Annotated in this window: 23 protein-coding genes and 3 pseudogenes; 12 read left to right on the top strand and 14 right to left on the bottom strand. The window is 68.4% G+C overall.

Annotation, left to right across the window (positions count from 1 at the left end; genetic code table 11):
• Nucleotides 1-5: 5 nt before the first annotated feature.
• Both ACSNOB_RS04825 and ACSNOB_RS04830 read left to right on the top strand, forming a co-directional pair.
• Entirely contained in the window at nucleotides 6-347 is a 342-nt protein-coding gene (locus ACSNOB_RS04825) for a winged helix-turn-helix transcriptional regulator (RefSeq protein ID WP_436685406.1), read from the top strand.
• A gap of 467 nt (nucleotides 348-814) precedes the next feature.
• Complete coding sequence (locus tag ACSNOB_RS04830; protein ID WP_436685345.1) at nucleotides 815-1,393, top strand: hypothetical protein; 579 nt, start codon at nucleotides 815-817, stop codon at nucleotides 1,391-1,393.
• Between the two features lie 264 nt (nucleotides 1,394-1,657).
• On the opposite strand, the pseudogene ACSNOB_RS04835 reads toward ACSNOB_RS04830, so the two are convergent.
• Nucleotides 1,658-2,285, bottom strand: a pseudogene (locus ACSNOB_RS04835) (IS5 family transposase); the annotation flags it as partial.
• Nucleotides 2,286-2,438: 153 nt separating this feature from the next.
• On the opposite strand from ACSNOB_RS04835, the gene ACSNOB_RS04840 reads away from it, so the two are divergent.
• The gene (locus tag ACSNOB_RS04840) at nucleotides 2,439-2,909 is read left to right on the top strand and encodes a hypothetical protein (protein WP_436685346.1); all 471 of its coding nucleotides are present in this window, start codon (nucleotides 2,439-2,441) and stop codon (nucleotides 2,907-2,909) included.
• Between the two features lie 192 nt (nucleotides 2,910-3,101).
• Here the strand turns inward: ACSNOB_RS04840 and ACSNOB_RS04845 are convergent, their stop codons facing one another.
• On the bottom strand, nucleotides 3,102-3,605 hold the full coding sequence (locus ACSNOB_RS04845) for a dihydrofolate reductase family protein (RefSeq protein ID WP_436685347.1): 504 nt from the start codon (nucleotides 3,603-3,605) through the stop codon (nucleotides 3,102-3,104).
• A 467-nt stretch (nucleotides 3,606-4,072) separates the two neighbouring features.
• Between ACSNOB_RS04845 and ACSNOB_RS04850 the strand changes: the two genes are divergently transcribed.
• Together ACSNOB_RS04850 and ACSNOB_RS04855 are read left to right on the top strand one after the other, a co-directional pair.
• Nucleotides 4,073-4,951, top strand: a complete 879-nt coding sequence (locus ACSNOB_RS04850; RefSeq protein ID WP_436685348.1) for an alpha/beta fold hydrolase — start codon at nucleotides 4,073-4,075, stop codon at nucleotides 4,949-4,951.
• A 634-nt stretch (nucleotides 4,952-5,585) separates the two neighbouring features.
• On the top strand, nucleotides 5,586-6,161 hold the full coding sequence (locus tag ACSNOB_RS04855; protein WP_436685349.1) for a DUF1963 domain-containing protein: 576 nt from the start codon (nucleotides 5,586-5,588) through the stop codon (nucleotides 6,159-6,161).
• 233 nt (nucleotides 6,162-6,394) lie between these two features.
• On the opposite strand, the pseudogene ACSNOB_RS04860 reads toward ACSNOB_RS04855, so the two are convergent.
• Nucleotides 6,395-6,889 (bottom strand): annotated as a pseudogene (locus ACSNOB_RS04860) (DUF1877 family protein).
• Between the two features lie 250 nt (nucleotides 6,890-7,139).
• Nucleotides 7,140-7,721 carry a hypothetical protein gene (locus ACSNOB_RS04865; RefSeq protein ID WP_436685350.1) on the bottom strand — a complete coding sequence of 194 codons (582 nt, stop codon included), beginning with the start codon at nucleotides 7,719-7,721 and terminating at the stop codon, nucleotides 7,140-7,142.
• 727 nt (nucleotides 7,722-8,448) lie between these two features.
• Here ACSNOB_RS04865 and ACSNOB_RS04870 point away from each other — a divergent pair.
• Complete coding sequence (locus tag ACSNOB_RS04870; protein WP_436685351.1) at nucleotides 8,449-9,129, top strand: lytic polysaccharide monooxygenase auxiliary activity family 9 protein; 681 nt, start codon at nucleotides 8,449-8,451, stop codon at nucleotides 9,127-9,129.
• A gap of 397 nt (nucleotides 9,130-9,526) precedes the next feature.
• On the opposite strand, the gene ACSNOB_RS04875 is transcribed toward ACSNOB_RS04870, so the two are convergent.
• The 3 genes and pseudogenes from ACSNOB_RS04875 to ACSNOB_RS04885 all read right to left on the bottom strand — a co-directional run bounded on the left by ACSNOB_RS04875 (nucleotide 9,527) and on the right by ACSNOB_RS04885 (nucleotide 13,973).
• Nucleotides 9,527-11,749, bottom strand: a complete 2,223-nt coding sequence (locus tag ACSNOB_RS04875; RefSeq protein ID WP_436685352.1) for a HelD family protein — start codon at nucleotides 11,747-11,749, stop codon at nucleotides 9,527-9,529.
• Between the two features lie 175 nt (nucleotides 11,750-11,924).
• Nucleotides 11,925-12,853 (bottom strand): annotated as a pseudogene (locus ACSNOB_RS04880) (transposase).
• Nucleotides 12,854-13,100: 247 nt separating this feature from the next.
• Nucleotides 13,101-13,973, bottom strand: coding sequence for an aldo/keto reductase family oxidoreductase (locus tag ACSNOB_RS04885; protein WP_366640442.1), 873 nt, complete (start codon nucleotides 13,971-13,973; stop codon nucleotides 13,101-13,103).
• Nucleotides 13,974-14,107: 134 nt separating this feature from the next.
• Here ACSNOB_RS04885 and ACSNOB_RS04890 point away from each other — a divergent pair, with 134 nt between their 5' ends.
• Entirely contained in the window at nucleotides 14,108-14,554 is a 447-nt protein-coding gene (locus tag ACSNOB_RS04890; RefSeq protein WP_436685353.1) for a winged helix-turn-helix transcriptional regulator, read from the top strand.
• A gap of 257 nt (nucleotides 14,555-14,811) precedes the next feature.
• Here ACSNOB_RS04890 and ACSNOB_RS04895 read toward each other — a convergent pair whose 3' ends face one another.
• The 3 genes from ACSNOB_RS04895 to ACSNOB_RS04905 are packed head-to-tail and all read right to left on the bottom strand — an operon-like array spanning nucleotide 14,812 to nucleotide 17,455.
• Nucleotides 14,812-15,471 carry a response regulator gene (locus ACSNOB_RS04895; RefSeq protein WP_436685354.1) on the bottom strand — a complete coding sequence of 220 codons (660 nt, stop codon included), beginning with the start codon at nucleotides 15,469-15,471 and terminating at the stop codon, nucleotides 14,812-14,814.
• On the bottom strand, nucleotides 15,468-16,622 hold the full coding sequence (locus ACSNOB_RS04900; RefSeq protein WP_436685355.1) for a sensor histidine kinase: 1,155 nt from the start codon (nucleotides 16,620-16,622) through the stop codon (nucleotides 15,468-15,470). Before ACSNOB_RS04900 ends, ACSNOB_RS04895 begins: the two co-directional genes overlap by 4 nt.
• Complete coding sequence (locus tag ACSNOB_RS04905; protein ID WP_436685356.1) at nucleotides 16,622-17,455, bottom strand: CPBP family intramembrane glutamic endopeptidase; 834 nt, start codon at nucleotides 17,453-17,455, stop codon at nucleotides 16,622-16,624. The genes ACSNOB_RS04900 and ACSNOB_RS04905 overlap by 1 nt, the downstream gene beginning before the upstream one ends.
• A 906-nt stretch (nucleotides 17,456-18,361) precedes the next feature.
• Here ACSNOB_RS04905 and ACSNOB_RS04910 point away from each other — a divergent pair.
• Together ACSNOB_RS04910 and ACSNOB_RS04915 are read left to right on the top strand one after the other, a co-directional pair.
• Nucleotides 18,362-18,700, top strand: coding sequence for a hypothetical protein (locus ACSNOB_RS04910; protein WP_436685357.1), 339 nt, complete (start codon nucleotides 18,362-18,364; stop codon nucleotides 18,698-18,700).
• A 128-nt stretch (nucleotides 18,701-18,828) separates the two neighbouring features.
• Nucleotides 18,829-19,455: a TetR/AcrR family transcriptional regulator C-terminal domain-containing protein gene (locus ACSNOB_RS04915; RefSeq protein WP_436685358.1), complete on the top strand. Its 627-nt coding sequence runs from the start codon at nucleotides 18,829-18,831 to the stop codon at nucleotides 19,453-19,455.
• A 134-nt stretch (nucleotides 19,456-19,589) separates the two neighbouring features.
• On the opposite strand, the gene ACSNOB_RS04920 is transcribed toward ACSNOB_RS04915, so the two are convergent.
• Together ACSNOB_RS04920 and ACSNOB_RS04925 are read right to left on the bottom strand one after the other, a co-directional pair.
• A complete protein-coding gene (locus ACSNOB_RS04920; RefSeq protein WP_436685359.1) occupies nucleotides 19,590-21,593 on the bottom strand; it encodes an amylo-alpha-1,6-glucosidase in 2,004 nt (667 codons plus the stop codon).
• A complete protein-coding gene (locus tag ACSNOB_RS04925; RefSeq protein WP_436685360.1) occupies nucleotides 21,590-21,964 on the bottom strand; it encodes an SCP2 sterol-binding domain-containing protein in 375 nt (124 codons plus the stop codon). Before ACSNOB_RS04925 ends, ACSNOB_RS04920 begins: the two co-directional genes overlap by 4 nt.
• A 205-nt stretch (nucleotides 21,965-22,169) precedes the next feature.
• Here ACSNOB_RS04925 and ACSNOB_RS04930 point away from each other — a divergent pair, with 205 nt between their 5' ends.
• Entirely contained in the window at nucleotides 22,170-22,487 is a 318-nt protein-coding gene (locus ACSNOB_RS04930; protein WP_436685361.1) for a hypothetical protein, read from the top strand.
• Nucleotides 22,488-22,564: 77 nt separating this feature from the next.
• On the opposite strand, the gene ACSNOB_RS04935 is transcribed toward ACSNOB_RS04930, so the two are convergent.
• Nucleotides 22,565-23,152, bottom strand: a complete 588-nt coding sequence (locus ACSNOB_RS04935; protein ID WP_436685362.1) for a LysE family translocator — start codon at nucleotides 23,150-23,152, stop codon at nucleotides 22,565-22,567.
• Nucleotides 23,152-23,892 carry a metallophosphoesterase gene (locus tag ACSNOB_RS04940; protein WP_436685363.1) on the bottom strand — a complete coding sequence of 247 codons (741 nt, stop codon included), beginning with the start codon at nucleotides 23,890-23,892 and terminating at the stop codon, nucleotides 23,152-23,154. The genes ACSNOB_RS04935 and ACSNOB_RS04940 overlap by 1 nt, the downstream gene beginning before the upstream one ends.
• Nucleotides 23,893-23,955: 63 nt before the next feature.
• Here ACSNOB_RS04940 and ACSNOB_RS04945 point away from each other — a divergent pair, with 63 nt between their 5' ends.
• Both ACSNOB_RS04945 and ACSNOB_RS04950 read left to right on the top strand, forming a co-directional pair.
• Complete coding sequence (locus ACSNOB_RS04945) at nucleotides 23,956-24,552, top strand: CGNR zinc finger domain-containing protein (protein ID WP_436685364.1); 597 nt, start codon at nucleotides 23,956-23,958, stop codon at nucleotides 24,550-24,552.
• A gap of 449 nt (nucleotides 24,553-25,001) precedes the next feature.
• The gene (locus ACSNOB_RS04950; RefSeq protein WP_436685365.1) at nucleotides 25,002-25,544 is read left to right on the top strand and encodes an alpha/beta hydrolase; all 543 of its coding nucleotides are present in this window, start codon (nucleotides 25,002-25,004) and stop codon (nucleotides 25,542-25,544) included.
• The last annotated feature ends 152 nt before the right edge of the window (nucleotides 25,545-25,696 follow it).

Consider the following 25,696-nt stretch of genomic DNA (forward strand, 5'->3'; position numbering starts at 1 on the left):
ACCTGGTGCCGGACCAGCGCGGCGCTACCCGCCGGCCGCAGTCCAGCTGCCCCGTCGAGGTCGCCCTCGCCGCGGTGAGCGGCCGGTGGGCCACCCTGGTGCTGCGGGAACTGATGCACGGCCCCCGATCGTTCAGCCATCTTCAGGCGGCGCTGCCCGACCTGAGCGCCAAGGTGCTCAGCGAGCGGCTCGCGGCGCTGACCGGGCAGGGCTTGGTCGAGCGCGACCGCTCCCGCACCTTCCCGCCGAGTACCTGCTACCGCCTCACCCGCGCCGGCACGCAGCTGCGCCCGCTGCTCGTCGAGCTCTACCGGACCGGGAACGCCCTGCTGCGCGAGCGGGCGTGACAGGCCCTCCAGGCTGTAGTGCTGTGGCACGCGACCCACGACTTGCAGGCCAGGCTCTGGTCGGCCGGAGGTTAGAGGACCGCGCCACGCCGACTTCGATACAGTCCTTAGTGGACGCGGCACCGGCACCGACGTACGGTGCGCGGGACGACGCGCCGCTGGGTGGCGAACCCAGGCGATTTTGGAGCGCTCACTACCCTGTTGCACGATCCCCGTGCCTGGTACACGTCGACAGCGATAAGGGTTTGCAGATGACCGAGAGCCACCCTCCGCACGGAGGGCAGCCGGACCCGAACCTCCCCCCTTCAGGTGGCCCACCGGCCCGGCAGGGCGGATACGGCCAGCCAGGGCAGCCACCGCGGTTCACGGCCCCGCTTCCGCCGCCGCGAAGGTCGCACAAACGCCGGATCATCGGCCTGTGCGCCGCCGTGGTGGTCCTGCTCTGCGGCGTCGGAGTCGGGATCGTCTTGCTCGACGACGAGGATCGCACCCCGAGGGCAGCCAGCAGCGAGCCGGGCACGGACGTCACCCCCACCCCGCTGGCATCCGAGCCCGGCGACAACGCGGTGACCGCCCGCTCCACCAACGACTTTGGCAACGTCTGCGAGGGCCGTCAGATCTTGAACGCGGCTGCCTACAGCGGGGCGACGGGTGCGAAGGCGTACGTCTTCGCCAACTCCCCCGACCGGCCGGCGTTCTGGTCATCGACGTCGATCGCGTCGAGCAGGCCGTACTACGCCGAGAACATGGAGTCGGTGTCGGTGGTCGGCTGCCTGGAGTTCGTAGGGGGCGGTGAGGGCACGCCCCTCGAGTGCAAATACACGGGCGTCGGTCAGCGGATCACCATCGACTACACCGCGTCGCGTTACAAGCTGACCTTCTACGCGGCGAAGACCGCCGAGAAGATCGGCGACGGCGGCACCGTGAGCACGCCGGCGAAACGGTGCCCGACCTTCCTCTCGTCCTACAACAAGAACACCATGACGGCGTACGCCTCGCCGGACACCGCCGTCATCGCGGCGGCCATGGAAAAGTTCCTGTCCTGACCGGCACGGTCGATTCTGGTGAGGGACGGTCACCCGTCCCTCACCGAATCGTTTCCGCCCGCCTACCGTTTCAGTGCAGCGTCAGGGTGGCTCGCCGGGCCCGGAGCCGTAACCGGAGGCGACGTCTGGCGATGTCGGGCTCGCCAACCGCGCGCAGCCAGGATCCCCGCCCAGGACCGTTTAGCCCAATACGCCCGCAAGTCCGTCCGATAATGCAACCCGACCGTGACGGAACGTATCGACGCGCCTAATCCGGTGAGGCGACCGTGGGCGCACCGTGGTCCTCCCGGCCTTCGAGGTGTATGCCTTGTCGGCCAGGACCCGGTCCGGGCGGGTCCTCGGTCGGCCAGTGACCAAGCGGGGTACGCGGATGGCGGCCAGGACCGGCATGAATTGAGGGCTGTCGCCGCGCTGCCCGGCGGTCAGCATGATGGCGAGGGGCTTTTGGCCATGTTCGCAGCCTAGGTGCAGCTTCGTGGTCAACCCACCGCGAGACCGGCCCAGCGCATGCTCGGCTGGCCCGGCACTGATACCGCCGGGCGGTTCGCCTGCGGATCCCCCTTGTCCGCGCCCCGGCGGCGTGCTGGTGAGCGCGGGCGCTGGTCGAGTTTACGGACACGTCCCAGATGATCCGGGCGGCAGCGTCGGCAAGGGTCTGCAACGCAGTGAGCAGCTGCATCCAGGTCCCGTCGCGCTGCCAGAGGCGGAACAGGGCATACAACGCCGACCATGACCCGTACTGCGGTGGCACGTCCCGCCACGGAGCACCCACCCGGATCCGCTACCCGATTCCGTCGATCAACTGCCGTCTGCTCCACAACGACAGTCGACCCGGCCGCTTCGGCGCCGGTACCGCCCACTGCACGTCGGTCAGGTCGAACCGCCTCGTCACCGCTAGGTGTCCACGAGGTCTCTGGCTTCAGGTTTCGCTTGGTCGCTGAGCCATCTACCGGAGGCCTCGCCTACATTCGACCTTTGACACGCGAAGATCTGAAGCCAGCTCGAGCCCTGGCCCCGACTTCGATACAGGTCCTAGGGTGTGGGGATGACGCCTACACCCCGGGAGGCGGAGACGCGCATCGGTCCGATCGGCGCACTGCTTTGCCGAGTGATGTTCTTGGCGATCTGTCTGCCCGGACCGATCCTGCTGTCCGTAGCCGTATCGCAGAGCCCGAGCCTGTCTGCCGCAGACTTTTGGGGCCTGCTCGCCGGGGGCCTATTGGCGACGATCATCGGCGGCGGCTTCGGAGCATGGGGCCTGCGCCTGGTCACTCGCTCGCGCCGCGACGCGCGGCGGCTCGCCGCTACTGGTGTCGCCGCGACGGCGGAAATCCTCGCGGTGGCCAACCACCTGGGTGGGGAGGATCCCGGGCTGAAGCTCCGCCTGCGGATCAGTGGTACTGGGTTCGCCACCTTCGAGGCCGAGACGATCCGCGCTGATGACCCGGCCTTCGTGCCTGGAGCGTTTTTGGCCGCGGTCGTGGACCCGGAGGAACGCGTCTTTTCGTTCGTGTAGCCGTCTTACCTCCGTCGGGTCACACCCGCCCAACGGCCGGAGCGTACGACCCGGCCCGGTCTCCACCGAGGGCTTCCGCAGCCGGCAGAGCCGCCCGCGCAGCCCGGCCGGCTCGAGTTGGATCCGGAGCCGGACGACGGGGCCCTCGATCGGCGCCCGTTCTCGTCAGGCGCGACGACCCGGACGGCGGTCTCAGCCCGACTCACCGCGAACGCGGCGGTAGCGCTCGTAGCTCACGCGCGGGCCGAACGTCCTGGTCTCGACCAGGTCCAGCCGAACGTGTTCGGTGACCGGCGGCAGGAGAGGCGTGCCGCCACCGACGACGACCGGATAGCGGAACATCCGCAGCTCGTCGACGAGGCCGAGCCCGAACGCCGCCCCGGCCAGTCCGGCGCCGCCGATCGAGACGTCCCTGTCGGTCGCGTCGAGCGCGGCGGCGACCTCCTCGGCCACCGACGCCTCGGCGAGCCGGGCGTTGCCCTGAACGCTGTCGAGCGTGCGGCTGAAGACGACCTTCGGCAGGGCACACCAGACGTCGGCGAACGCGGCCCCGAGCTCGCTGTCGCGCATCAAGGGGTCCGTCTGCCACACCAGCATGGTCTCGTAGAGCCTGCGACCCAACAGGTAGCCACCGAACTCGCCCTCACGGTCGGCGATACAGCCGTCCGCCGAGACGCTCATCGAGGCGATCAGCACGGCGTCACCTCCATCGCGCCTCTGCCTACCTTCGCTCTGGCATGCGGGACGGGGACTTCGGTACCGCCACGAGACGGTGGTGACCGTCGCCCAACCGCCGCGCCGGCAGAAGGGCGCGTCGCCCATTCGGGGCCACGCGACGGCGGCTCGATCGCCTGGCCCGGGCGGCGCCCGGTGCCGCGGGCACCGGGTCAGGTGCCCACGACAACCATGCTGGCCGCTCACCAGCGCCTGCGCGCCGCCGGCGGCAGCCTGCGGACGCGGGTGCGGAAACGGTCGGCCGACAGCGGTCTCCGTCGGGCACGATGGGCTGGTGAGTGAGTGCGGCGGCGCTCGCGCCGCTGCTCGGCGTACGACAGTTCGTCACGGCCCGCGAAGACCGCGACGGTGATCGTCCACCCGATGGTCGCCAGGCTTGGCGCCGATACCGGCGATGACCGCCGTCAAAGAGCCAACTGGAGGACGGAATGCAGGCTATCCAGAAGGTCCGCCATCGACAGGCCGACGTCGACGGCCTGGAAGTGTTCTACCGCGAGGCCGGGCGCCCCGGCCAGCCGGCGGTGCTGCTGCTGCACGGGTTCCCCAGCTCGTCGCACACGTTCCGCGAGGTCATGCCCACCCTCGCCGACGTCGCGCACGTGATCGCACCCGATCTTCCCGGCTTCGGCATGTCCTCGTCGCCCACCATCGACACCTACGACTACACGTTCGAGAACCTCTCGTGGACGATCGAGAGGCTCCTCGACCAGCTCGGGATGGAGCGCTTCTTCGTCTACCTGCACGACTTCGGCGCACCAGTGGGATACCACCTGGCCACCCGCGCTCCGGCTCGCATCTGCGGCCTCATCGTCCAGAGCGGCAACGCCCACCACGACGGCCTCGGCGAGCAGTGGGACAGCGCCAGGGCATACTGGGCCGACCCGACCGACGACAGGCGCGCCGAACTGCCAGACTGGTTGAACTTCGCCGGCACCCGCGACCAGTACCTCGCCGGCCTGCCCGAACACCTGCGGGCCCTGCACGCTCCGGAGTCGTGGCACCTCGACTGGGAGCGCATGCGCCGACCCGGCAACGTCGACGCACAGTTCGCGCTGTTCACCGACTACGCCAACCACGTCGCCCGCTTCGACGAACTCGCGGAGTACCACCGCGCTCACCAGCCGCCCGCGCTCGTGCTGTGGGGACGGCACGATCCGTACTTCGACGTTGACGAGGTCCTCGCCTACCATCGTGCCCTCGATCGCATGGACGCGCACATCTACGACGGCGGGCACCTGCTGCTGGAGACGCACGCGGCGGAGTGCGCCGAGCTCATGCGGGCGTTCGTGCTCGACAACTTGGGCTGATCCCGCCGCTTCACCCGGCCGGCCCCGCATCGGATCTCGCCCCGGACAGCGGCACGCTGCGGGGGCAGCGCAGCCGGTGGCGGTCCTGACGAAGCGCCGCCGCCCGGTACGCCGACGCCGACCCGTACCCGCCGGCGATCTGACGAGGCCGCGTCGAGCACCGCGGCCTCGTCGCGTCGCCCCTGTCCCCCGCAGGAACCTTCGCGGTACGCGTTCCGTGCCGCACCAGCAGCCGAGCAGGGCGCATCACCCGAGCGCCGCCCGGCTTCGTGCCGCGCCGCAGGTGCTCGCCGACCAGGCGGCCGGTCCAGCGCCAAGATGCTGGAGCTGGCCCGGCAGCGGCTCGGCGATGGCGCGGCCGCGCCGTCATCGAGTCGGTGGTCTCTGATCGAATGCGGCCCATGAATCTTGACAGCGTGTTGGCCGCCAATCGGGCACTGTGCGTGGACCGGCTCGGAGAGCGGCTCGGGCGGCAGCTTGCCGAGTTGGCTCGGCCCGGGTTCGAGTTGCGGCCCGCCACGGCCGAGCGGCCGGCCACGGGGTTGTGTCGGCTCGGCGGACCCGCGCTGCTGGAGCCAGGCACGGCCTGGCCGGTGGCGGACGAGCTTCCACTCAGCCTGTTCGCGTACTGGACATGGACGAGATGGCGTCCTGGGTGGGGGAACAAGCCCCGGTACGGACCGGGGTGCTCAACTTCTTCTATCTGGATCCGCCGATCGGCTTCAGCCTGAACGATCGTCGGATCTGCGCAGTCGTTCCGGCGGACTCCGGGCGGGCCGTCGAGGTCGCGCCGCCGGAGCCCTTGGCGGAGTTCAAGGTCGTGCCGTTGCACGCCCGGGGCGGGGTTTCCGTCCCCGGTCCCTACACCGAGTATTCGTCGTCGGTGTGGGAGCGGTTCGAGCCCGATGATGAAGTGCGGGAGGAGTTCGAGAGCGACCTGTTCAGCTTCATGCTCGAGCGGTTCGGGGATGCCTGGCGGGAGGATCCAGGGCGGCTGAGGGCGGACGAGCAGGCGTTCGGGTGGCCGCTGATGGAGACCTCTCCGCTGAAGGCACGCCTCGATAAAGGCGATCGGCATCTGCTCACGCTCTCCAGCAACCACGGGTCGTGGTGCTTCCCCAACGGCGGGTCGTTGATGTTCTTCATCTCCGAGCTGGCGCTCCGAAACCGCGATCTCGGTCAGGTGTTCACCGAGTCGGACGGGTGGTAGCCAGCAGGGCTGGGCGGGCTACCGCTCAGGGCCCGCGACAAAGCCGTCAGGGCCTTTGATCTGGACGGATTCGAGTGGACGCGCCTGGCCGTGGGTAGCAGGGCGGGCATGACCATTCAGGAGATCGTCGTGATGGTCGAAGCCGGCGGCGTTGAGCCGTTCGGCGAGTTGCTCGCTGGTGTGCGCGGAGCCGTAGCGGCGCACCAGTTTCCAGACCTCCGACGGGGGCGGCGTCAGAAGCTGAAGTCCCGGATCGCGGCGTCGCCCGCCGCGGCCGTCGCCACGAAGAACTCGACCAGCCCGGCGTGGTGGAATTCGAGGTATCCAAGGTCGTCGTCGCCCCAGACGGGAGGGTAGACGTTCCGCTCGATCATGCGCTTCGGGTCGTAGTGACGGGCCAACACCTCGAACGGCGCCGCGCTCAGCGCCCGGGCGGCGTGGGCGACCAGGGCGCCGTCCTACGCGAAGAGGAGACCCTCCTCGTCGATCGAGTCGCCGTCCTCATAGAGATCGACCCTCACCTCGGCCTCGTCCAGCAGGAACTGGATGCCGGCCCAGGCCTTCTCCAGGAAGCAGCCCGGCCGGTCCTCGTCGTCGACCACGTGCTCCATCGCCCACTCCGGGTCGGTCATCGCCCGGTCCAGCTCCTCCGGGGTGACCCGGGTGAACGACAGCACCATGCCCATAAAATCCCCCATTTTCGCGCCGGACGGTCGAACGGCAGCCATTCTGGCAGTTGCCCCTGACAGTCCGAGGGCAGGTGTAGGTCGCTCTGGCGTCGCCACGGTCGTAGCGGATGCCGACCCGCGCGCCACAGGCACCGCAGCCGCGTGTCCGCCCCTGGCAGCAAGAGCACGGATTCGATGCTGGAGGGGCTGCCTGGATCTACGGCGCTTCGCCGGGCCGACGAGGTCGTGTTGTCGCGGTATGCCGGAGGGTGGACCACCGAACGGATTTGGGTGCCCTTCGCGGAGATGGTCAGAGCCCGGCCGCGGCGTCGTACCGGCGGCGCAGGTCGGCCATTTCCGGGCCGGCCAGCGCTTCCTTCAGTGCCAGATCCGCGTACTTGTTCGGAAACATCTCCCGCAGCCGGTCGACGAACATGACGTCGGCGGTCGCCTCGACCACCTGAATGCCCGGGGGTTCGGTGGACATGTCCATGATCACCGGGCCGGCCAGTTTGACGGCCCAGTCCCAGGGGCGCTTCGGCTCGGCGATGCCGCAGAGGTGGAAGCCGTAGACCGTCTGCACGTCGACGAGCGCGGTGGCCTCGGCCGGCTCGTAACCGTAGACGCGGACCCCGCAGATCACCGTCGGCTTCGCCTCCTGCCCGGTGGACGCCTGCCGGACGTTGTGCCCAGCGTGGTTGTGCTGGCCCGGATCCGCTCGTTCGAGCGTCGTCCGCATCCGGGTCATGATCTGCGCTTGCAGATCCGCCGGCTCCGCCCCGGAATCGGCGGAGTTGGCCAGCACGACTGCGCCGGCCGTCATCGCCAGGATCGCCGCCACCCACACGAAGCGGTTCCGGTACCACCCCGCGAAAGTCTCTCGGGAAGTCATGACTGCTTCTCACCTCGTCGCCGGTTCTGGTGCGTTGGCAGAACACATCGGACGCCCGGCGTGTCAGACGTTGAGCGCGTCGGCTCTCGCAAGACACACAGCGGGGATACAAACGGCGGGGACATCTGCCCGGGATATGTGCCCGTCGTCGTGGAGATGGCCCGGCGATGCGGCGCGCGAGCGTCTGCCAAAGCGGCGCGCTACCGGCACTGCGATGCTCCCGTGCTGGCCGTTCCCAGCGCGGTTGCCCCCGCGCTGCGGCGATGTGAGCCATTTCAGCACGCCTGGACTGCTTCGGCAACATCGACGATCCTCAGCGTGGCGGCGGCCGGGTCGACCTGCCGGCGCAGGTAAGGAACGTTGCTGCCGAGTGTCGACGTAGCGCCGCCGCACCACCTGCCCGCGGCAGGCACGGCCTTGCGGTCGCGCTGATTACGCGAGCAGCTGCATCTGCTCGCGCCGGCAGGGCGACCGGGCGAGGGCCTGGACAACAGCGTCCTGAAGGTGCTGCGCCAGCCGTCCGGTGCCTCTGCGAACCTCTGTTCGGCAACGGCGACCTTGGCTGGGGTCTGGAGCGGACGGACCGTGAGCCGCACTCGACGGTGACCCCGACCAATCCGATCCATCAATCTCATCGACGTCTGTTGATATGTCGAGCGGTAGGTGTCAAGCTCGTCTTGGAAGCGCTCCCATGCGGACCTTAGCGCCGAAGAACGGAGGAAGCACCATGCGTTCACGTAAGCCCGATCAATCCGGCGGACGATCCCGGCCGGTCCTACGCCAGCCCCTTCGAGCGGTTGTCCTGCTGCTCACCATGATGGTCGGCATGCTGCCCTGGGCCGGTGCGGCCCAGGCCCATGGGACGGTCATCAACCCGGCAACTCGGGCATACAAGTGCTGGCAGACGTGGGGAAGCAACCACACGAACCCGGCCATGCAGCAGCAAGACCCCATGTGCTGGCGGGCATTTCAGGCCAACCCCGACACCATGTGGAACTGGATGAGCGCGCTGCGGGACGGTCTCGGCGGGAACTTCCAAGGCCGTACGCCGGACGGACAGTTGTGCAGCAACGCCCTGTCCAGGAACGACAGCCTGAACCAGCCCGGAGCGTGGAAGACGACCAACGTCAGCCGCAACTTCACGATCCAGCTGTACGACCAGGCCAGCCACGGTGCTGACTTCTTCCGGGTCTACGTCAGCAAGAACGGGTTCAACCCGGCCACCCAGCGCCTCGGCTGGGGAAACCTCGACTTCATCACGCAGACCGGGAGATACGCGCCCGCGCAGAACATTTCGTTCAACGTCTCGACATCCGGATACACCGGACATCACATCGTCTTCGTCATCTGGCAGGCATCGCACCTCGACCAGACCTACATGTGGTGCAGCGACGTGAACTTCGTCTGATCAGGAAGCCCGACATTCGCAGCACTACTCCGGCCCAGGACGACGGCGACCTGGGCCGGAGTAGCGCTGGAACCGGCAGGCAGTGCGACAGCATGTCATCGCCAGGCGGACATCAGCACCTGCCGGCGCGACTCCGCACGGCCGAACCGGTGTGCGAGCAGCGCCAACAGCCATTCGGACCCTTGAATGCAACGTCGGGGTGGCTCGCCGAGCCCCCAGCCGTAGCCGCAGCCGCAGCCGCAGCCGAGTCAGCGTCTGGCGATGACGCACCCGCCAACACGCGCAGCCAACGGCCGCGCCGGTTCCCCACCCAGGACCGTTTCGCCCACCACGCCCGCAAGTCGCCCGGTCCGCGCAACGCGACCTTGACGATTCCGTCTATGGGTGTGGCGATTTGCTACGTGAGCACCAGCTGTCCCAGCTCCTGGGTGCATCGGGTGAGCGCGACGTAGAGGCCGTTCCAGCCGCGCGGTTCAGCGGCGATGCCCTGGGGGTCAATGAGCAGCGTCGCATCCCATTCCAGTCCCTTGGACTGGGTCGCGGTGAGCACCGGCACATCGCTCAGCACGGCTAGGAGTTCGGCGATGCGGTCGGCGGGGGCGATGACGCCAACCGTCCCGCCATGCCACCGTTGCTGCAGCTCTCGCACAACTCGGGCGGCGACGCCGGCGAGCTCGGTGGGCGTGGTCGTGCGCACCCAGGGGGCGATGCCGGAGGAGCGTACCGCCCGGGGCGGCGCATTGTGGCTGCCAGCCTTCTTCAACACGGGTCCGGTGAGGTCCATGACCTCACGCGGGGTCCGGTAGCAGATGGTCAGTTCTGCGGCGGTCCAGCGGTCCCCGAAAACAGCCTGCACCGCCTGTGCCCAGCTGGTGTGCCGGTGCGCTGCCTCCGCCTGGTCGATGTCGCCCACGGCGGTGATGGAGCGACTGGGGCAGCGCCGCAGGACCATCTGCCACTGCATTTCGGACAGCTCTTGCGCCTCGTCGATGACGACGTGGCCGTACACCCAGCCGCGCTGCCGGCGAGCGTGGTCGGCGACGAACTCGCCCTGCGGTTGCGGGGCGTCGACCTCGCCGAGTAGGTCGGCGAGGGCGTCAAGCAGGGGAATGTCGCTCGATGCCCACGGAGCGGGCTCGGCCGAGACCGCGGTGATCTCCTGCGGGGACAACTGCGGGGCAAACCGGGCCAGCAGGGTGCGGTCGGTCAAGAGTTCACCCAGCAGGGTTTCGGCGTCGAGGGTGGGCCACCATGCCTCGACGAACCGGGCGATGGTGGCGTTCTCGGCGATACGGGTACGGAGGTCTTCGATCTCTTCCTCGGAGAGCAATCCGTCGACGTCACTGCCGGTGGGCCCCCTGCCGAAGTGGTGGTCATGCTGCATGCCCTTGTCGACGCGGGCGAGGATGTCCTCGAAGCCCTCCTCCATCTGGTTCATCAGCACCTCGCGCTGCTCGGCGACGGCCTCGGCGAGGAGATGGTGCAGCTGCTCGGCGAACGCCCGGCGGGCGCGGTGGTACGGGCGCCCCTGCACCGCCGAGGCGAGCGCCTGTGCCACTGTTGCGGCTGAGATGACGTAGAACTCGCCCTCCCAGCGCAGCTTCAGCTCGCGGGGCCGGGGAAGCAGCGACGCGACGTAGCTTTCGAGCGCGGTTTGCCAGAGGGCGCGGCCCTTGATTTCGGCGAGAAGCCGGCTCTCGTCGCGGCCCACGCGGATCTCGGGCAGCAGCGTGTCGCAGGTCGCCGAGACGACGGCGGTCTCACCGAGCGCGGGCAGCACCTGGGCGATGTACTGGAGGAACCGCGGCGAAGGGCCGAGGACCAGGACCGCCTGGTCGGCCATCTTCCGGTGGGTGAACAGCAGGTAGGCGACACGGTGCAGGGCAACCACGGTCTTGCCGGTGCCGGGACCGCCCTGCACGATCAGCGGGCCGGTCGCCTCGGCCCGGATGATGTCGTCCTGTTCGCGTTGCAGCGTGGAGATCGCCGTCGACATGAGACCGGTTCGCCGCTGGTCCAGGGCCGCCAGTAGAGCGCCTTCACCGACGAGTTCCGCCGTTATGGTCCCGTCCAGTGGCTCGTCGTCCACGCCGACGACGACCGATCCCGTCGTGCGTATGTGACGGCGCCGTGCCTGACCCTGTGGGTCGACAGCCGTCGCGGTGTAGAACGGCCGAGCTGCGGGAGCGCGCCAGTCCACCAGCAGCGGCTCACTGTCCTCGCCGTCGTTGCGCAGACCGACACGGCCAATGTGCCGCACGGTGCCGTCAAGGCCGTCGAGGCGGCCGAAGACCAGTCCTTCCCACGCTCGCCGTAGCTCTTCGTACTGCTGGCGGAGCATGCGCTGTCGGGCCCGTTCCAACGCATCCAGGGCGTCTGACGAAAGCTCGGCCTGTAGGTGGTCGGCAAGCCTGTCGCGCCGGGCCGTGGCCAGGTCGAGAAACTCTTGTTCCTCAGCAACCGCGGATCGGCGCGCGGCGCCCTCCGCGGTGGGAGTTGGCGGTTCGCCGTCTGGTGTCGTCTCGCCGACGCCAGCAGTGCCGTTGCTCAGAGCAGAATTCCGCCGCATACGCAAATCCTTGTATTGGCGCTTTCCCTCGGCCCGGATGGCCGCAGGCATTCCGGCGGCAAGCATAGGGTTCGTTTTTCCTCGCCAGCCAGGAACCCTGTTAACGGAGACGGGAATCTCAATGCCTTGCAGTCCGGGGCCGCTTGTGGCCTCACCCAAACGTGATTCGCCTGTTGACACTTCGGTCCTTGTCTGATCTGCATGCCGACGGTAGCAATGCGGCTCTTCACAATCCAGGGTGTAGTCGTGGCCTGAAGCCGCCGGTTTCCAGCAGGGACCTGGCGATGTAGTTGGTGAGGTTGCGGAATCCGAGGGCGGAGCCGCGGAGGTGTTCGAGCCGTCCGTTGATGGCCTCGGTCGGTCCGTTGGACGTGCCATGGTGTTCGAAGTAGGCCAGCACGTCGGTGGCTCGCTTCTTCAGCGTCCGGCCGAGTGTGATGATCTCGCTCAACGCGCTCGGGACGCCCTGGCTGACCGACCCGATCAACTTCACCATCAGCTCTCGGCCCTTGCTCCGATCGGGTTCGCGGTAGGCGGCAATCATCCGCTGGTAGACCCCCCACGTGGCTTCGACCTCAAGGTGAGCGCCGCTGGCAAACAGCGCGGCCAGTCGATCCTTCTGCTTGTCGGTGAGTAGGTCAGTGCCGGTGTGGAGGGTTCGCCGCGCGGTATGGAGCGGGTCGCTCTTGCGTCCGCGGTGCCCGTGGATGGCCAGTTGGCATCGTTGGCGGTGTTCCAGGCGACCCCGAGCCCTTCGGCGACACGAGCGATGGTGAGGTGCTGGCAGACGATGGCTTCGAGCGCCCACCGCAGCCCGCGGCGCGAGAGCTTCGCCCGCGGCTCAGCCGCCTTGGTGGTGTCTTGCCGCCACACGTGCCCGCAGTCGATGCAGCGGTAGCGGCGGATCGTGACGTGAAGGATCGTGGGCCGCCAGCCGAGTGGCTCGTGCGCCAGCCGCCGGGTCACGGTGTCACGCGGTGTGCCTTCGCAACCGCAGCGGCGGCACCACTGATCGGACTCGACGACCCGGCACGCGAGAACCGCACGATCCGGTGCGAGTCGCTGACCGGTGACTTCGAGCCCGAGCTCGTCAAGGTGGCAGAACGTAGTCATGTCAGCGCGGGCGAAGCCCGCCTCAGGGGTAGCGTCGTGCAACGTCGAGGTCTTCCGGATGGGCTTGGTGTAGGAACCCCCTTCCCCGGGAGACCTCGACGCCTACCCGGTCACCGATGCGGGGTAGCTGCCACCGCCGGTGGACACAAGTCCCCGACGGTTGATGATCTGAAGTCAACCAGGTGAGGGCGAATCGTCCTGCTCCGGTCCCGGTCGCGCGAAGGCGACCGGGGCCGGAACATGAAGGTGGCTTTGGTCGTGGCTTGTGGGCCGTTCGGCTACGGGGCATTCAGCGGCCGATGTCATCCAGTTCGGTCAAGTCCTCATGCGAGAGGGAGAGTCCCGCGCCGGCGATGTTCTCGCGCAGGTGCGCTGTCGATGACGTGCCGGGGATGAGCAGGATGTTCGGTGATCGCTGCAGCAGCCAGGCAAGCGCGACGGACATCTGTGTCGCCTCCCGTCGAGCGGCGACCGCCGAGAGAGCCGAGGACTGAAGCGGGGTAAAGCCCCCGAGGGGGAAGAAGGGCACGTACGCGATGCCTTCGGTGGCGAGCCGGTCGATGAGCTTGTCGTCGTGGCGGTGGGCGAGGTTGTACATGTTCTGCACGCACACGATCGGCGCGATGCTCTGTGCCTCGGTGACCTGCTCCTCGGTGGCGTTGCTGACCCCGAGGTGGCGGACCAGGCCCTGCTGCTGGAGTTCCACGAGCGTGGCGAACGCGTCGGCGAGCGAGCCGGGCTGGGGACCTTCGGCGTTGCCGAGTCGGAGGTTGACCAGGTCGAGTACGTCGAGCCGGAGGGACTTGAGGTTGTCGTGGACCTGGCGGCGCAGATCTTCGGGTCGCCGGGCCGTGGGCCAGCCACCCTGTTCGTCGCGGGTCGCGCCCACCTTGGTCACGATGTGCAGCGACTCGGGATAGGGGTGCAGTGCCTCGCGGATCAACTCGTTGGTGACGCGCGGCCCGTAGGCGTCGCTGGTGTCGATGTGGGTGATACCGAGGTCGACCGCTTCACGCAGAACGGCCAGGGCACCCTCGCGATCGGTGGGCGGCCCCATGACCCACGGGCCGGCCAGTTGCATGGCGCCGTAGCCGAACCGTGTGACGGTCAGGTCACCCAGAGTCCAGGTGCCGCCGGGAAGAGAGAAGGAGGGTGTGCTCATCCTGTTGCCTTTCGTCGTGCGAACTTGGGGGGTGGCGCCTGCTGCCTCCCTGCATCAGCATTGGAGAGAAACTTCCTGTCAGGAAGTAGGCACTTTGGAGTGCGTAACCCACCCATCGGTGAGAGGTGCGATCAGTGACGACGATGAAGGCGGCCCAGAAGAGGGCTCAGGCCAAGGTGGAGTACAACGCGTTCCTGGCAGGGTGCCCCAGCCGGCAGCTGCTCGACCGAATCTCGGACAAGTGGGTCGTCCTGATCCTGTGTGCGCTGGGCGGCGACAACAACCCTGGCCAGCCCGGCGCAGCACACGCAGACGCTCCGAAGGCGATGCGATACTCCGAGATCTCTCGTCTTCTGGCCGGGGTCAGCCAGAAGATGCTGACCCAGACGCTACGGTCGCTGGAGCACGATGGCCTGCTCACCCGTACCGTGACGCCAACCGTCCCTGTCACCGTCTCCTACGAGCTGACCGACCTCGGCCTCTCGCTTCATCACATGACGCGCGGGCTCAGAAACTGGGCGCAGACACACATGGCCGAGGTCCTCGCAAACCGCGAGAACTACGACTCTCGCACCTCCTGACGACTCACATCCAACCGTCCAACAGCTCTATGTTCTCGGCGCTACACCCTCGACTGCGAAGAGCCGGTTAACGGACAGAATCATCGCTACCGCTAACCCTGTAACGATCTTCGTCGACCCCCGGAGCGGCGCCGGGTCGGAGCGGATGGACTTGTGCTAGTCGCTGAGCGGACCAGCCAGCCGGAGGCCGGACAGGCGGCGGCCCCCGCACCAGACCGGTGCGGGGGCCGCCGCCGTGTGGTGTCGCGTGACGGCGTTCACGTCACCAGCCCGGTCCGGTACGCGTACACCACCGCCTGCACGCGGTCGCGCAGGTCGAGCTTGGTGAGGATGCGCGACACGTACGTCTTGACGGTTTCCTGACTGATCACCAGCCGGGCCGCGATCTCGCCGTTGGACAGGCCGTCGGCGATCAGGCGCAGCACCTCCAACTCGCGCGGGGTCAGTCCCACGTCGTCCGGCGTGCCCTCGGCGGGGCGGATGCGCGCCGCGTACCTGCCGACGAGCTGCCGGGTCACCTCGGGCGCCAGCAGCGCGGCCCCGCTGGCGACGGTGCGGATGCCGTGCAGCAGCTGCCCCGGCGGGGCGTCCTTGAGCAGGAAGCCGCTCGCTCCGGCGCGCAATGCCTCGTAGACGTACTCGTCGAGGTTGAACGTCGTCACCACGAGCACCTTGACCGGGTGGGCCGCCCCGACGCCAGCCAGCAGGCGGGTCGCCTCGATGCCGTCGAGTACCGGCATCCGTACGTCCATCACCACCACGTCCGGGCACAGCCGGCCGGCGAGGTCGACCGCCTCGCGCCCGTTCCCGCACTCGCCCACCACCTCCAGGTCGGGTTGAGCGCCGATGATCGTCGCGAAGCCGGTACGGATCAGCGCCTGGTCGTCGCAGACCAGCACCCGGATCGGCGCGGTCACGACGCGCTCCCGGTGGGGATGCGTGCCCGGACGACAAAGCCGTCATCCTCCCGGCTTTCCGCGCTGAACTCGCCGCCGAGCACGGTGACGCGTTCGCGCAGCCCGGCCAGGCCGCGTCCGCTCCCACCTGGGCTTGCGGCGTGCGCGCCCGAGCCGTCGGTGCTGATCTCCACCGTGATCTCCTTCTCCCCGTGGCGAACGTGCACGGCGGTGCGGCTGCCGTGGGCGTACTTCAGGGCGTTCGTCAGCGCCTCCTGCACGACTCGGTAGGCGGCGGCCTCCGCGCCGCCTGTCGTTGCCGCCCGGTTGCCCTCCTGGGTGAGCTCCACCGGCTGCCCGGCCTGCCGGGTCTGCTCGATCAGGGCGTGCAGCTCGCCGACGGACGGCACGCGCGGCTCGGCGTCGTGGTCGGGGTTGAGCAGGTCGAGCAGAATCCGCAGGTCGGTGATGGCCCGCCGGCCGGTGTCGGTGATGGCGGTAAGGGTGGTGTCGAGGCTGTCCGGGTTGGCCGTCAGGTAGCGCGCCGCCTCGGCCTGCACGACCATCGCCGTCACGTGATGGGTCACGACGTCGTGCAGTTCACCGGCGATGCGGGCGCGTTCGGTGGCGCGGGCGGCCGCGGCGGCGTGGTGGCGGCGCTCGGCCTCGGCGGCCCGGGTCTGCCGCAGCCAGGCCCCGGCTCCCCAGGCGAGGGCCAACGCCAGGTAGAAGGTGAGGAAACCACCCACGCCCTCCGTCGACCCCTGCCGGTGCAGGGCGACGGCCAGTGCGACGTACGCGGCGGAGCCCAGGACCAGGGTGGTGCGCCGACGACGTTCCAGGTGGACTCCAGCGCTCAGCAACGCGACGACCAACGCGATGCCCGCGACCGTGTGGTAGGCGCGCACCTGGTCGATGGTGAAGCCGAGTGACACCAGGGCGAGGCAGATCCCGGGCCAGCGCCGGCGGATGGCGAGCGGGAGGCACTCCAGGGCGATCGCCACCACGGCCAGCTCGTCGAACGGACGGCCGGGCAGGTTGCCGAGTTGCGTACCGCGGTCGTGCAGTACCGGCACCGCGGAGGCGAGGGCGATCAGCAGCGCCAGCGGGATATCCCGGGCCGTGACGGGCCAGCGCCGCCACAGGTCCGGGAGCATCCGTAGGTCGACCATCAGGAGACGGTAACGCCTGCAGCCGGCGCGTCGACCGCGCGGCGACGCGGGACGATGCGGCCGCGGCGATGGGCCAGCCGCAGAAACACCACGGTCAATACCAGCCCCGCCAGCACCGTACACAGGCTACCCTCCGGCCCGAAGTCGCCGCCGCTGAGCAGCGTCGGGCCCGACATCGTGGCGTCCAGCAGCCCCTTCGACTCGCCGTTTCCGGAGACCACGACGCTGAAGATCCCCCCGGCGGCGAAGTTCCAGCCGAAGTGCAGCCCGATCGGCACCCAGAGGTTGCGTGTGGCCGCGTAGCAGGCGGCGAGCATGAAGCCCGCCTCGACCGCGATGGCGGTCGCGCCCCACAGGCTGGCGTCCGGGTTGAGCAGGTGGATCAGGCCGAACAGCACGCCGGTCAGCAGCAGCGAGAGCCAGGTCCCGAGGCGTTCCTCGACGAGACGGAACAGCAGGCCCCGGTAGAGCAACTCCTCGGTCACGGCCACGGCGGCCATGAACCCGAACAGCCCCACCACGCCGGTCACCGAGCCCAGGCCGTGCACGTGGTAGCCGCCCAGCAAGGCGATGTTGACGATGACGGCGGCGAACATGGCGAACCCGATCAACGTCCCTCGGGCGATCCGGGTGCCGGCCCCGGCCCGGGCCAGCTCCGTGACCTCACGTCGTTCGGTACGGCGCACCACCCACCTGTACACGAGGAGCGCGGCCACGGCGGTCGCCATCCCGAGGGCCAGGGTGAGCCAGGGGTTGTTCTTCACCGTCGCGAGGGCCAGGCTGCCGACGAGACTGACCGCCACGACGGCCAAGATCTGCTTCATCACACGCATGATGGTTCCTTCTAGAGGTGCGCGGCCGGGGTGCCGCGGTCCACCTGGAACGCTATGGATTCGCGGACCGGGAATCGTCACCGTGCGGTGGACACTTGCGGGTAGCTCTCGCGGGGGACAAGCGTGATGCTGTGCAGAGCCAGACGGCAGGCGTAGAGAGGTCTCAGCGGGGCCTTCGCCCGGTGGCCCGGCCGCCAGCGACCCGAACCACCCCAGACGCTACGCAGACATCAGCATGGAGGCGGCAGTCGCCCAACCTGGTCGACGGGCCTTCGCCGCTCGGCACCCAGCGGCGTGCATCACCGTGATTGCCCGGCCGCCCTACCGTGCGAAGGCCACGGTGCCCGGCTCGGACGGCTGTCCCCTGCCGGCGCTCCTGGCCATGCCGGGCGGGGCAAACGCCTGGGCGGCAACGCTGGCGGCACTCGGCCTGAAGCCTCTGCGACAACGCTCGGCTGAGGTCGCGCACCAGGTCATCGTCAGCGGTCGCCGGCCGCCAGCGCGGGGCCGCACGGTAGACCAACGACCCGGCGGGACGCTGCAGGGCAGACTCTCCCCGGACGAACAGGTCATGGCGCTACACAGCGCTGTGCAGTCCCCCGGTACAGGGTGCGGCGTCCCGAGCGAGCCCCGTCGGCGAGGTGGCGCGCAGGTCGGCAGCGGCGATGGCCGCCGCGCCAACCGCCGGTGACCTCCGGATTCCCGTGGGCTATCAGGACGTGCACGGCCAGACCGAGCTGGGTGCCGACCTGCAGATGCGCCCCAGTGACCTGGTCAGGATGCGTCGCAGGAGGTGCGCGATTTCGCCGCTGGAGGTTTCTACAGCCGCTTCCGGGCGCGGTGCCGACGGACGCCGGGGCGCTGCGTCAATGGCTGAGGGCGGGCGCGTCCGCGCCTGAGGCGCCGGTGCAGTATCTGGAGGATGTCGCCGAGCTTGCCGGTGTGCGGCTGTTGAACCCGGCGCAACGCGCGGCAGCGCTCAGGCTGCTGGCCGACCTTCCGGGGATCACAGCGGCCGGAACCGTCACCGACCGGGCCGGGCGTCCCGGGGAGGCGTTTGCAATCCTGTCCGACGCTCATGGCCTGCCTGCCCAGTACACCGTGATCGTTGACGTCGCAACCGGCGCGCTGCTGGGGTATGAGCAGATGTTGACCACGGCGGCGGGGAAGTTGAACGTGACGATCCCCGCGGTGATCAGCTACCGGTCTTACCTGGCCGCCGAGTACGCCGCGATGCCGCGCTGACGCTGGTCGGGTGGGTGGCGTATTCGACGCCACCCACCCGATGGTCGAGGCCGTGCCGATCAAGGTCAGGGCGTCAGCCGTGAATGTCCTCGGCCTTGTCGTTGTAGCTGCCAAGGTTCGCCGATGCGGTGCAGTCGGTCATCGTGCGGTTGATGCGCGGGATCGCCGCGCGGCTCGGCGCGTCGACCATGTCGGCCTACCGGCACGTGACCAGCAAGGACGACCTCGTCATGCTGATGGCCGACGCGGCGTTCGGAGAGCTGCCGCCCACGGCGCAGGACACCGAGAGCTGGCGGGGTCGCGTGGAGGAGGCGGTGCGGACGCTGTGGACGCTGCACCGACGCCATCCCTGGCTGGCCCACCTGAGCCCGCTCACCCGGCCACTGCCGCTGCCGAACCTTCTCGCGCACGGCGAGCAGATCCTCGCCGGGCTGAGGGCCGCCGGCTTCGACGCGGCCACCACCCTCGACCTGCAGGTGCTGCTGTACAGCTACGTGCAGGGCCTGGCCGTGAACCTCGAGCGGGAGGCGCACGCCCAGGCCACCACCGGCCTGTCCGAGGACGAGTGGATGCGGCAGCAGGGACCTGCCATGAGCCAGATCGCCGCCACCGGCCGGTACCCGGCCTTCGCCGGGCTCATGGCGAGTTTCGCCGTCGACGGCTACGCCCTCGACCTCGACCTCGACCGGATCTTCGAGCTGGGCCTGCGGCTCATGCTGGACGGGCTCACGCCGCTCATCGGACGTGAGCGGTGAACCGCCGGTGGCGGGTAGGCGGGCCAGCCAGCACTCCCCGGACGGCCTCGGCTGGGCATCGAGTGGCTCAGCCACACCTGTGCTGCGCTTTCACGCCTGCGAGCCGGCGAGGCGTGCCGCGTCGGCGCAATCGCTCACTTCCGCCGCCCGTGAACGCCGGTCAGCTCCACCCTGCCCAGCCGGTCCGGTATTGCCGGGTCGGTCACCAACTGTTCCCCGTCGGGTTGCAGGCCTAGCATCGTCCGCAGCAACAGCAGCGGAGTTCCGGTGGACCATGCCTGCGGACTGCATGCGGTTGGGTATTCGACGGGATACTTGGTGAGTTCCCTTCGGTATCCGCCGAACGCTTCGGGGAGGCGGCCATCGAAGTACTCGGCGGCCTCAATCATGCCTTCGGCAATCCGGCCCGCTTCCTTCCGGAAGCCGTACCTCCACAACCCCCACGCGATGAACGAGTTGTCGAAAGGCCACACGGTTCCGACGTGGTATCCCACCGGGTTGTACCGTTCCTCCCCTTCCGCGAGGGTGCGAACGCCCCAGCCGGAGAACAGGCGAGAACCGAGTAGGTGCCGCGCCACCATCGGAGCCCGGTCGGGTTCGACGATTCCGCTCCACAGCAGGTGCCCAATGTTTGAGGACAAGACGTCCGCCGGCCTGCCGTCGCAGTCCAGAGCCAGTGCGTAGTATTCTCCGTCGGAGACCCAAAAGTCGCGGTTGAAGCGTTCCTTGAGGGCTGCGGCCTCCCGCTCCAACTGGTCGGCGTACGTGGGGTCTTTCCAGACTTCCCGCGCCAGGCGGGCACCACGTTTCTTTGCGTCGTACGCGTAACCCTGGATCTCGCATGTGGCGCGCGGCGTTTTCAGTAGCGTGCCGTCACGGTGGGAGATCGAGTCCCACGAGTCTTTCCAGCACTGGTTTTCCAGGCCGCTCTGCTCGTTGCGGCGCTGGTACCAGACGTAGCCGTTACCCAGCAGGTCGCCGTATGTGTCGATCCACTCCAGCGCCGCGCGCGCTTCGGGTTCCAGCCTGCGGGCCGCCTCGGCGTCGCCGGTCCAGCGTTCGTACTCATCGAGCAGGATCACGAACAGCGGCGTCGAGTCGGCGGCGCCGTAGTAGGAGGTGAAGGGCAACTCCTCGAACGCCGCCGACTCGCCGTAGCGCCACTCGTGCATCACCTTTCCCGGTTCCTCGTCCCGGAAGTCATCGAGCCTGCCGCCCTGCATCGACGCCATGGTCCGCAGCGTTGTCAGGGCGAGTTCCGGGGCGAACGGCAGTGCCTGCAGGCTGGTGAAGATGCTGTCCCGACCGAAGATGGTCATGAACCAGGGCAGTCCAGCCGCCGGCACACTCGGTCCGCCGAACGCCAGCGGCACCATCCGAAGCGCGGCGAGGTCGACAAGACTGCGCCGGTACGTCCGCTGCAGGGCCTCGCTGTCCGCACTGAGGCGGGGGGCGCTCGCGAGCCATTCATCGAACTCGTACTCGAGCCGAGGCCGGGAGGGCCCGGGCTGGCCTAGCAGGCTGGAGCGGATGTCGCGGCCATCCGCGCCGAGAGTGTGTACATGCAGGCACACGGTCCACTCCCCGTGCCCCTCGAGATGGACGTCGAAGGTCATGCCCTGCTCGTCGACCTCGGCCGGGACCGTGGCCGAAACGACCGTCTCGCGCCGGAAAGTCTCCCGCTCGTACCCCATCCGAAGGCGACCGTCCTCGACCAGTACGTAGGTCCGCCCCTTCTTCTGCCGCACATCCTTGATCTCGAACACATCGGCGAAGTCGCTGGCTGCCTCTACCCGCAGTTTGAGGTCGACCGGTTCGCGAGTGTGGTTGAGGATCCTCACCTCCTCATCGAAGCTGTTGCCGATCGACCGCTGCCTGATGATCGACATCTTGGCGTCGATGTAGTGACTCGCCCCCGGCGGAACCAGGAAGAAGCGGCTCTCAAAATAATGCACGTCATCCACGGCCAGCGCCTGGAGCTTCTCTCCGTTGAGGGTCAACTGCCACTTCGACAGGTAGCGGGTATCGAAAGCGAACAGCCCGGTCGGGATGCTGGGAGACGCGTCGATGTCGCCGCAACCATCGCTGACCACAAAAGTGTTGCCGTTCAGGATCCGGACCGAATCGCCGCCGTTCACGAGCGCCTCCCACTGTTCACCAGCACCCGCGGATCACGCGCCCCAGCCGGCCCGGGAAGCAACTTCTGGAACATCTCCAACCAGTACAGGCTGCCCACGAGCGCCAACCGGTGGCGAAGCCACGCCGATCGCAGATCCTCCTCACCACGGACGACCCGCTCGAACCACTCCCGATCCGCGCGGATCACACACTCGGCGTCGCGGTCGTCCCGGCTCACGTGGATCCGGCCATGGCTGATCCGAAAGAACCAGTGGTCTACCTGCTGATGACCCCAAACCAGATCCAAGCGAACTGTGCCCTCGACCTGACGGTACTGATCATGGGTCCGGTGTCCAACCCCGGTGAAGAACTCCTCGATCGGATCAGGCATCCGCTATCTCCTCCGGTTGACATCCCCACAACGGGCGAATCGGTCTAGCGGACGGGCGCCCGGGAAGACCCCCTTTACGCAGGTGCAAACGAGCTTGCCTCTAATCAGGGTGAGGCCAGCACCACCCGAAAGGAATGAACCTCCCCGTCCAGGGCGGACCACCTCCCCTCGGGGATCAGCCACACCAGCCTCCTGCGGCTGCCCCGTGCTCGGCCGCACCCACTTCTCGCACGGCACGGCCGCCGCCGTCGTGGTCACGGTGGTACTGCTGCTCATCCTGGGCGGAGTGTTCCTGCTCGGCTTCAGCGACGCCGTCGGCGTGGCCATCCCCCTCGTGGCGGTGTTCCTCGCGCTAAATGCGGCGATCGTGGTCGCCGCGCAGAAGAGCGCTGGTGACGCTCGACTACCTCTCGCTTTCGGTGATCTTGACAGGCGCGGACGGCGGGATGCCATAGAGAGCTGCGCTCTCTCGATGCAGATGCGGGTTCCGGCCGACGTAGGGGGCCTGCCACCCGGTGCATAGGGAAGGGAACCGCCGCCCGTTCCGAGCGGGCAGAATACGTAGTGGCCATAGTGGTCGGGTGATACACCTGCCCCGACTCACGCCGCCAGGGTGCGAATCCCGAGGTATACGAGGACGGCGGCGGCAGCGCGTCGAATTGCGACCGCCCACGTCGTGGATTGCAGTGTGCGGCCGGCCCGGACGAGGATCGCGGTCCATCCAACCAGCCATGCGGTGATGAGCAGTGCGTGTGCCGTGGCGAGTACGGCGATCTGCGGACTGAGCGCTTGATGTGGGTCGACGAACTGCGGGACCAGCGTCAGATAGATGGACGCGGCCTTCGGGTTGAGCACGTTGCTCAGTAAGGCCTGCCGGTACGCGGGCCGCGGCGGGCCGCTCCCTGACGGGCTCGGTCGGGGCGTGCGCCAGGTCCAGATCCCCAGGAACAGCAGGTAGAGGGCGCCTGCTATGCGCACCACGAAGAATGCCTGGCTGGAGTGCATGACCGCGGCGGACAGGCCGAGGATGGCGAACAGTGCGTGTGTGTAGATCCCGGTGACCGTGCCGGCGATCACCGGGATCGCCCGGCGTGGGCCGTGCGGTGCGATGTTCTGGGTGAGCAGCGCGAGGCTGGCTCCGGGGGTCGCGATCAGAGGAAAGATCGCGACCAGGAACCCGGCGACCATCAGGCGAGCACGCGGAAGTGGCTGGTCAGCGTGCCGTCGTCGCTCAGAACGTGATACGCGTACCCGGGCGGCGCGTCGCGGTCAGCGGTCTTCTGGCCTTCCCAAGGCAGCCGGAGGGTCCAGGTCACTGCAGGTCCGACCAGCACGGGCAGGCCCGCGAACGTCGCTGCCGCGGCCGTGTGTGCGTGACCTGTGATCAGGGCCTTAACGTTCGAGTGTGCGGCTAACAGCCGGGCCAGTTCGTCTTCGCGCTGAAGGCGGTAGGCGTCGGGCAACGGGTGATGCATCGCGGCGGGTGGGTGGTGGAAGGCGAGCATGGCCGGGATGTCTGAGAGCCCGTCCAGGGTCTCGTCGATCCACGCCGTCGTCTCGTCGTCGAGCAGGCCGTCGTCGCTGCCGGGGACGGTGGAGTCGCACATCAGGACCGCGACGCCCTTGACTACGTGGAGCGAGTTGATGGGGCTCTGCGACGGCGGCAGTCCGAGTAGGGCCTTGCGGTATTCCGGTCGAGCGTCATGGTTGCCGGGCGCCCACAGCACCGGAGCCGGGAAGTCAGCGAGCAGGCTCCTGGCTTCGTCGTACTCGGCGGGGGCGGCGGTGTCGGCGATGTCCCCGGTGATCAACAGCGCGTCGACGGGCTGTGGGAGGTGCTTGAGGTAGGCGACGGTGTCAGCTGCCCGTGTGGAGGCTCGCTCGGAGCCGTCGAGGTGCAGGTCACTGATCTGGGCGAGGAGCAGCACCAGTAACTTCCTAACGTTAAAACATGGTTTTGGCGTTAGAGACGCTAGCGTATCGTGGGAGATGTGATCAAGCCCAGGTCTGAGGACACGTCGCTCGCGCTCGACCTCGCCAGCACTATCCGCCATGACGGCAACGGCGGCGTCCTCGACGAGCTGACATCCACCGACGGGCTCGCCGCGTTCCTTTCCCGTGTCGGCATGCCCGATGTCCCGGCCACGGCGGGCCTGCTCAACCGGGTCGTCGAGGTACGCGCGGCGACCCGGGCGCTCTTCGCCCGCGCGGTCGAACCCGGCCCGGCCAGCCGTGCCGACGCACACCGCCTGATGCCACTGCCGGACGCGGTGGCCACGATCAACGCCTATGCCGCCCTGGCTCCGGTCATTCCCGTACTGACTTGGGACACCATCCCGTCATCGCACCTGCTCCCGCCGTTCGGGGCGAAGCCACACGAGGCGACGCTCGCGGGGCTCGCCCGCGCCACCATCGACCTGCTCACCGGCCCGCGCCGCGCCGACCTGCGCGCCTGCACCGCGCCACGTTGTGTGCGCTACTTCATCAAAGGGCACGGACGACAGGAGTTCTGCAAACCCTCATGCAGTAACCGCGCCAGGGCGGCCCGGCACTACGAACGGCAGTTGTCGGCGGCGCGTGAAGATTGACCTCTCCGCTCGGACGGTGACAGCAGTGCGACCGGGCATTCGGCTCGCGCCGCGCGTCCCGCCAGGTCTAGAGCGGCCGGAGGTTGTCGGCACTTCGGCCTCCGATCGTTGGAGGCTTCATGCCCCCGTCGCTTGAACAGAAGGCGGATCGCCAGGCGCAGCACCGCGTGACAGATCGAAGGGGCCAGCCGGAGCCGGCCGCCGATACACGCCGGTCCCCATCTCCGCTCTGCCCGCGGATGCAGCACCGACGCGCGCTTCGGCTACAACGGTGCCGCAGTGTTGGACGGCCTGTCGATGCGGGTGCCACAGGGCCGGATGACCGCACTTGTGGGTCCGTCCGGCGCTGGCAAAGACGACCGTGATCAAGGTTCTTGGGCCCTGACGACGACCTGCGAACCACGCCTAAGCCCAAACAGGTTGAAGATCAAGTTAGGTAGGGTCGTCGCATGACTGACGCTGTCGTGATTCCCGGCGGTATGTTCGGACCGGGCGCTCCCCTGCTGATGTACGCCGGCGACGTGGCGGAACAACGGGGCGCGACGGTACATCGACACTCGTGGTCCCAGGAGTTTCCGAAGCCTGATCAGCCGGAGATCGAGAGCTGGGTCCGCGGTGAGATCGATCCGTTGGTCGACGCCATTGGCGGTCGCCCACTGTTGATCGGCAAGTCGCTCGGCACGAACGCGGCAGCGATTGCCGCCGAAAGAAACTTGCCCGCCGTGTGGCTCACGCCCTTGCTCACCCTGCCGTGGGTGGCTGATGCGTTGGGCCGTGCGACCGCGCCGTTCCTGCTCGTGGGTGGCACTGCCGACAAAGTTTGGGACAGTGGCCTGGCCCGCCGGCTGTCACCCCACCTGCTGGAGGTGGAAGGCGCCGATCACGGAATGTACGTACCCGGCCCGCTCACCGAGTCGATCGCAGTGCTCAGTCAGGTTGTACTCGCCGTAGAGGAGTTCCTCGACGCGATTGGTTGGCCGAGCCAGCCGTAGCCGCACGGCTGCCGGCACCTAGAAGCGGATCTCCTCGTCGGGCAGTCGCCGCTGACCCCCGACCGGGCAGAGTAGCGTGACGCCGGTGGGTGCTGGTCGGCGGCGACGGTGACGCCGTTGGCGTGTGGGGCGTGGCGGGCGATGTTCGTCAG

The organism is Micromonospora sp. URMC 106 (assembly GCF_051386395.1).
Classification (GTDB): Bacteria; Actinomycetota; Actinomycetes; order Mycobacteriales; family Micromonosporaceae; genus Micromonospora.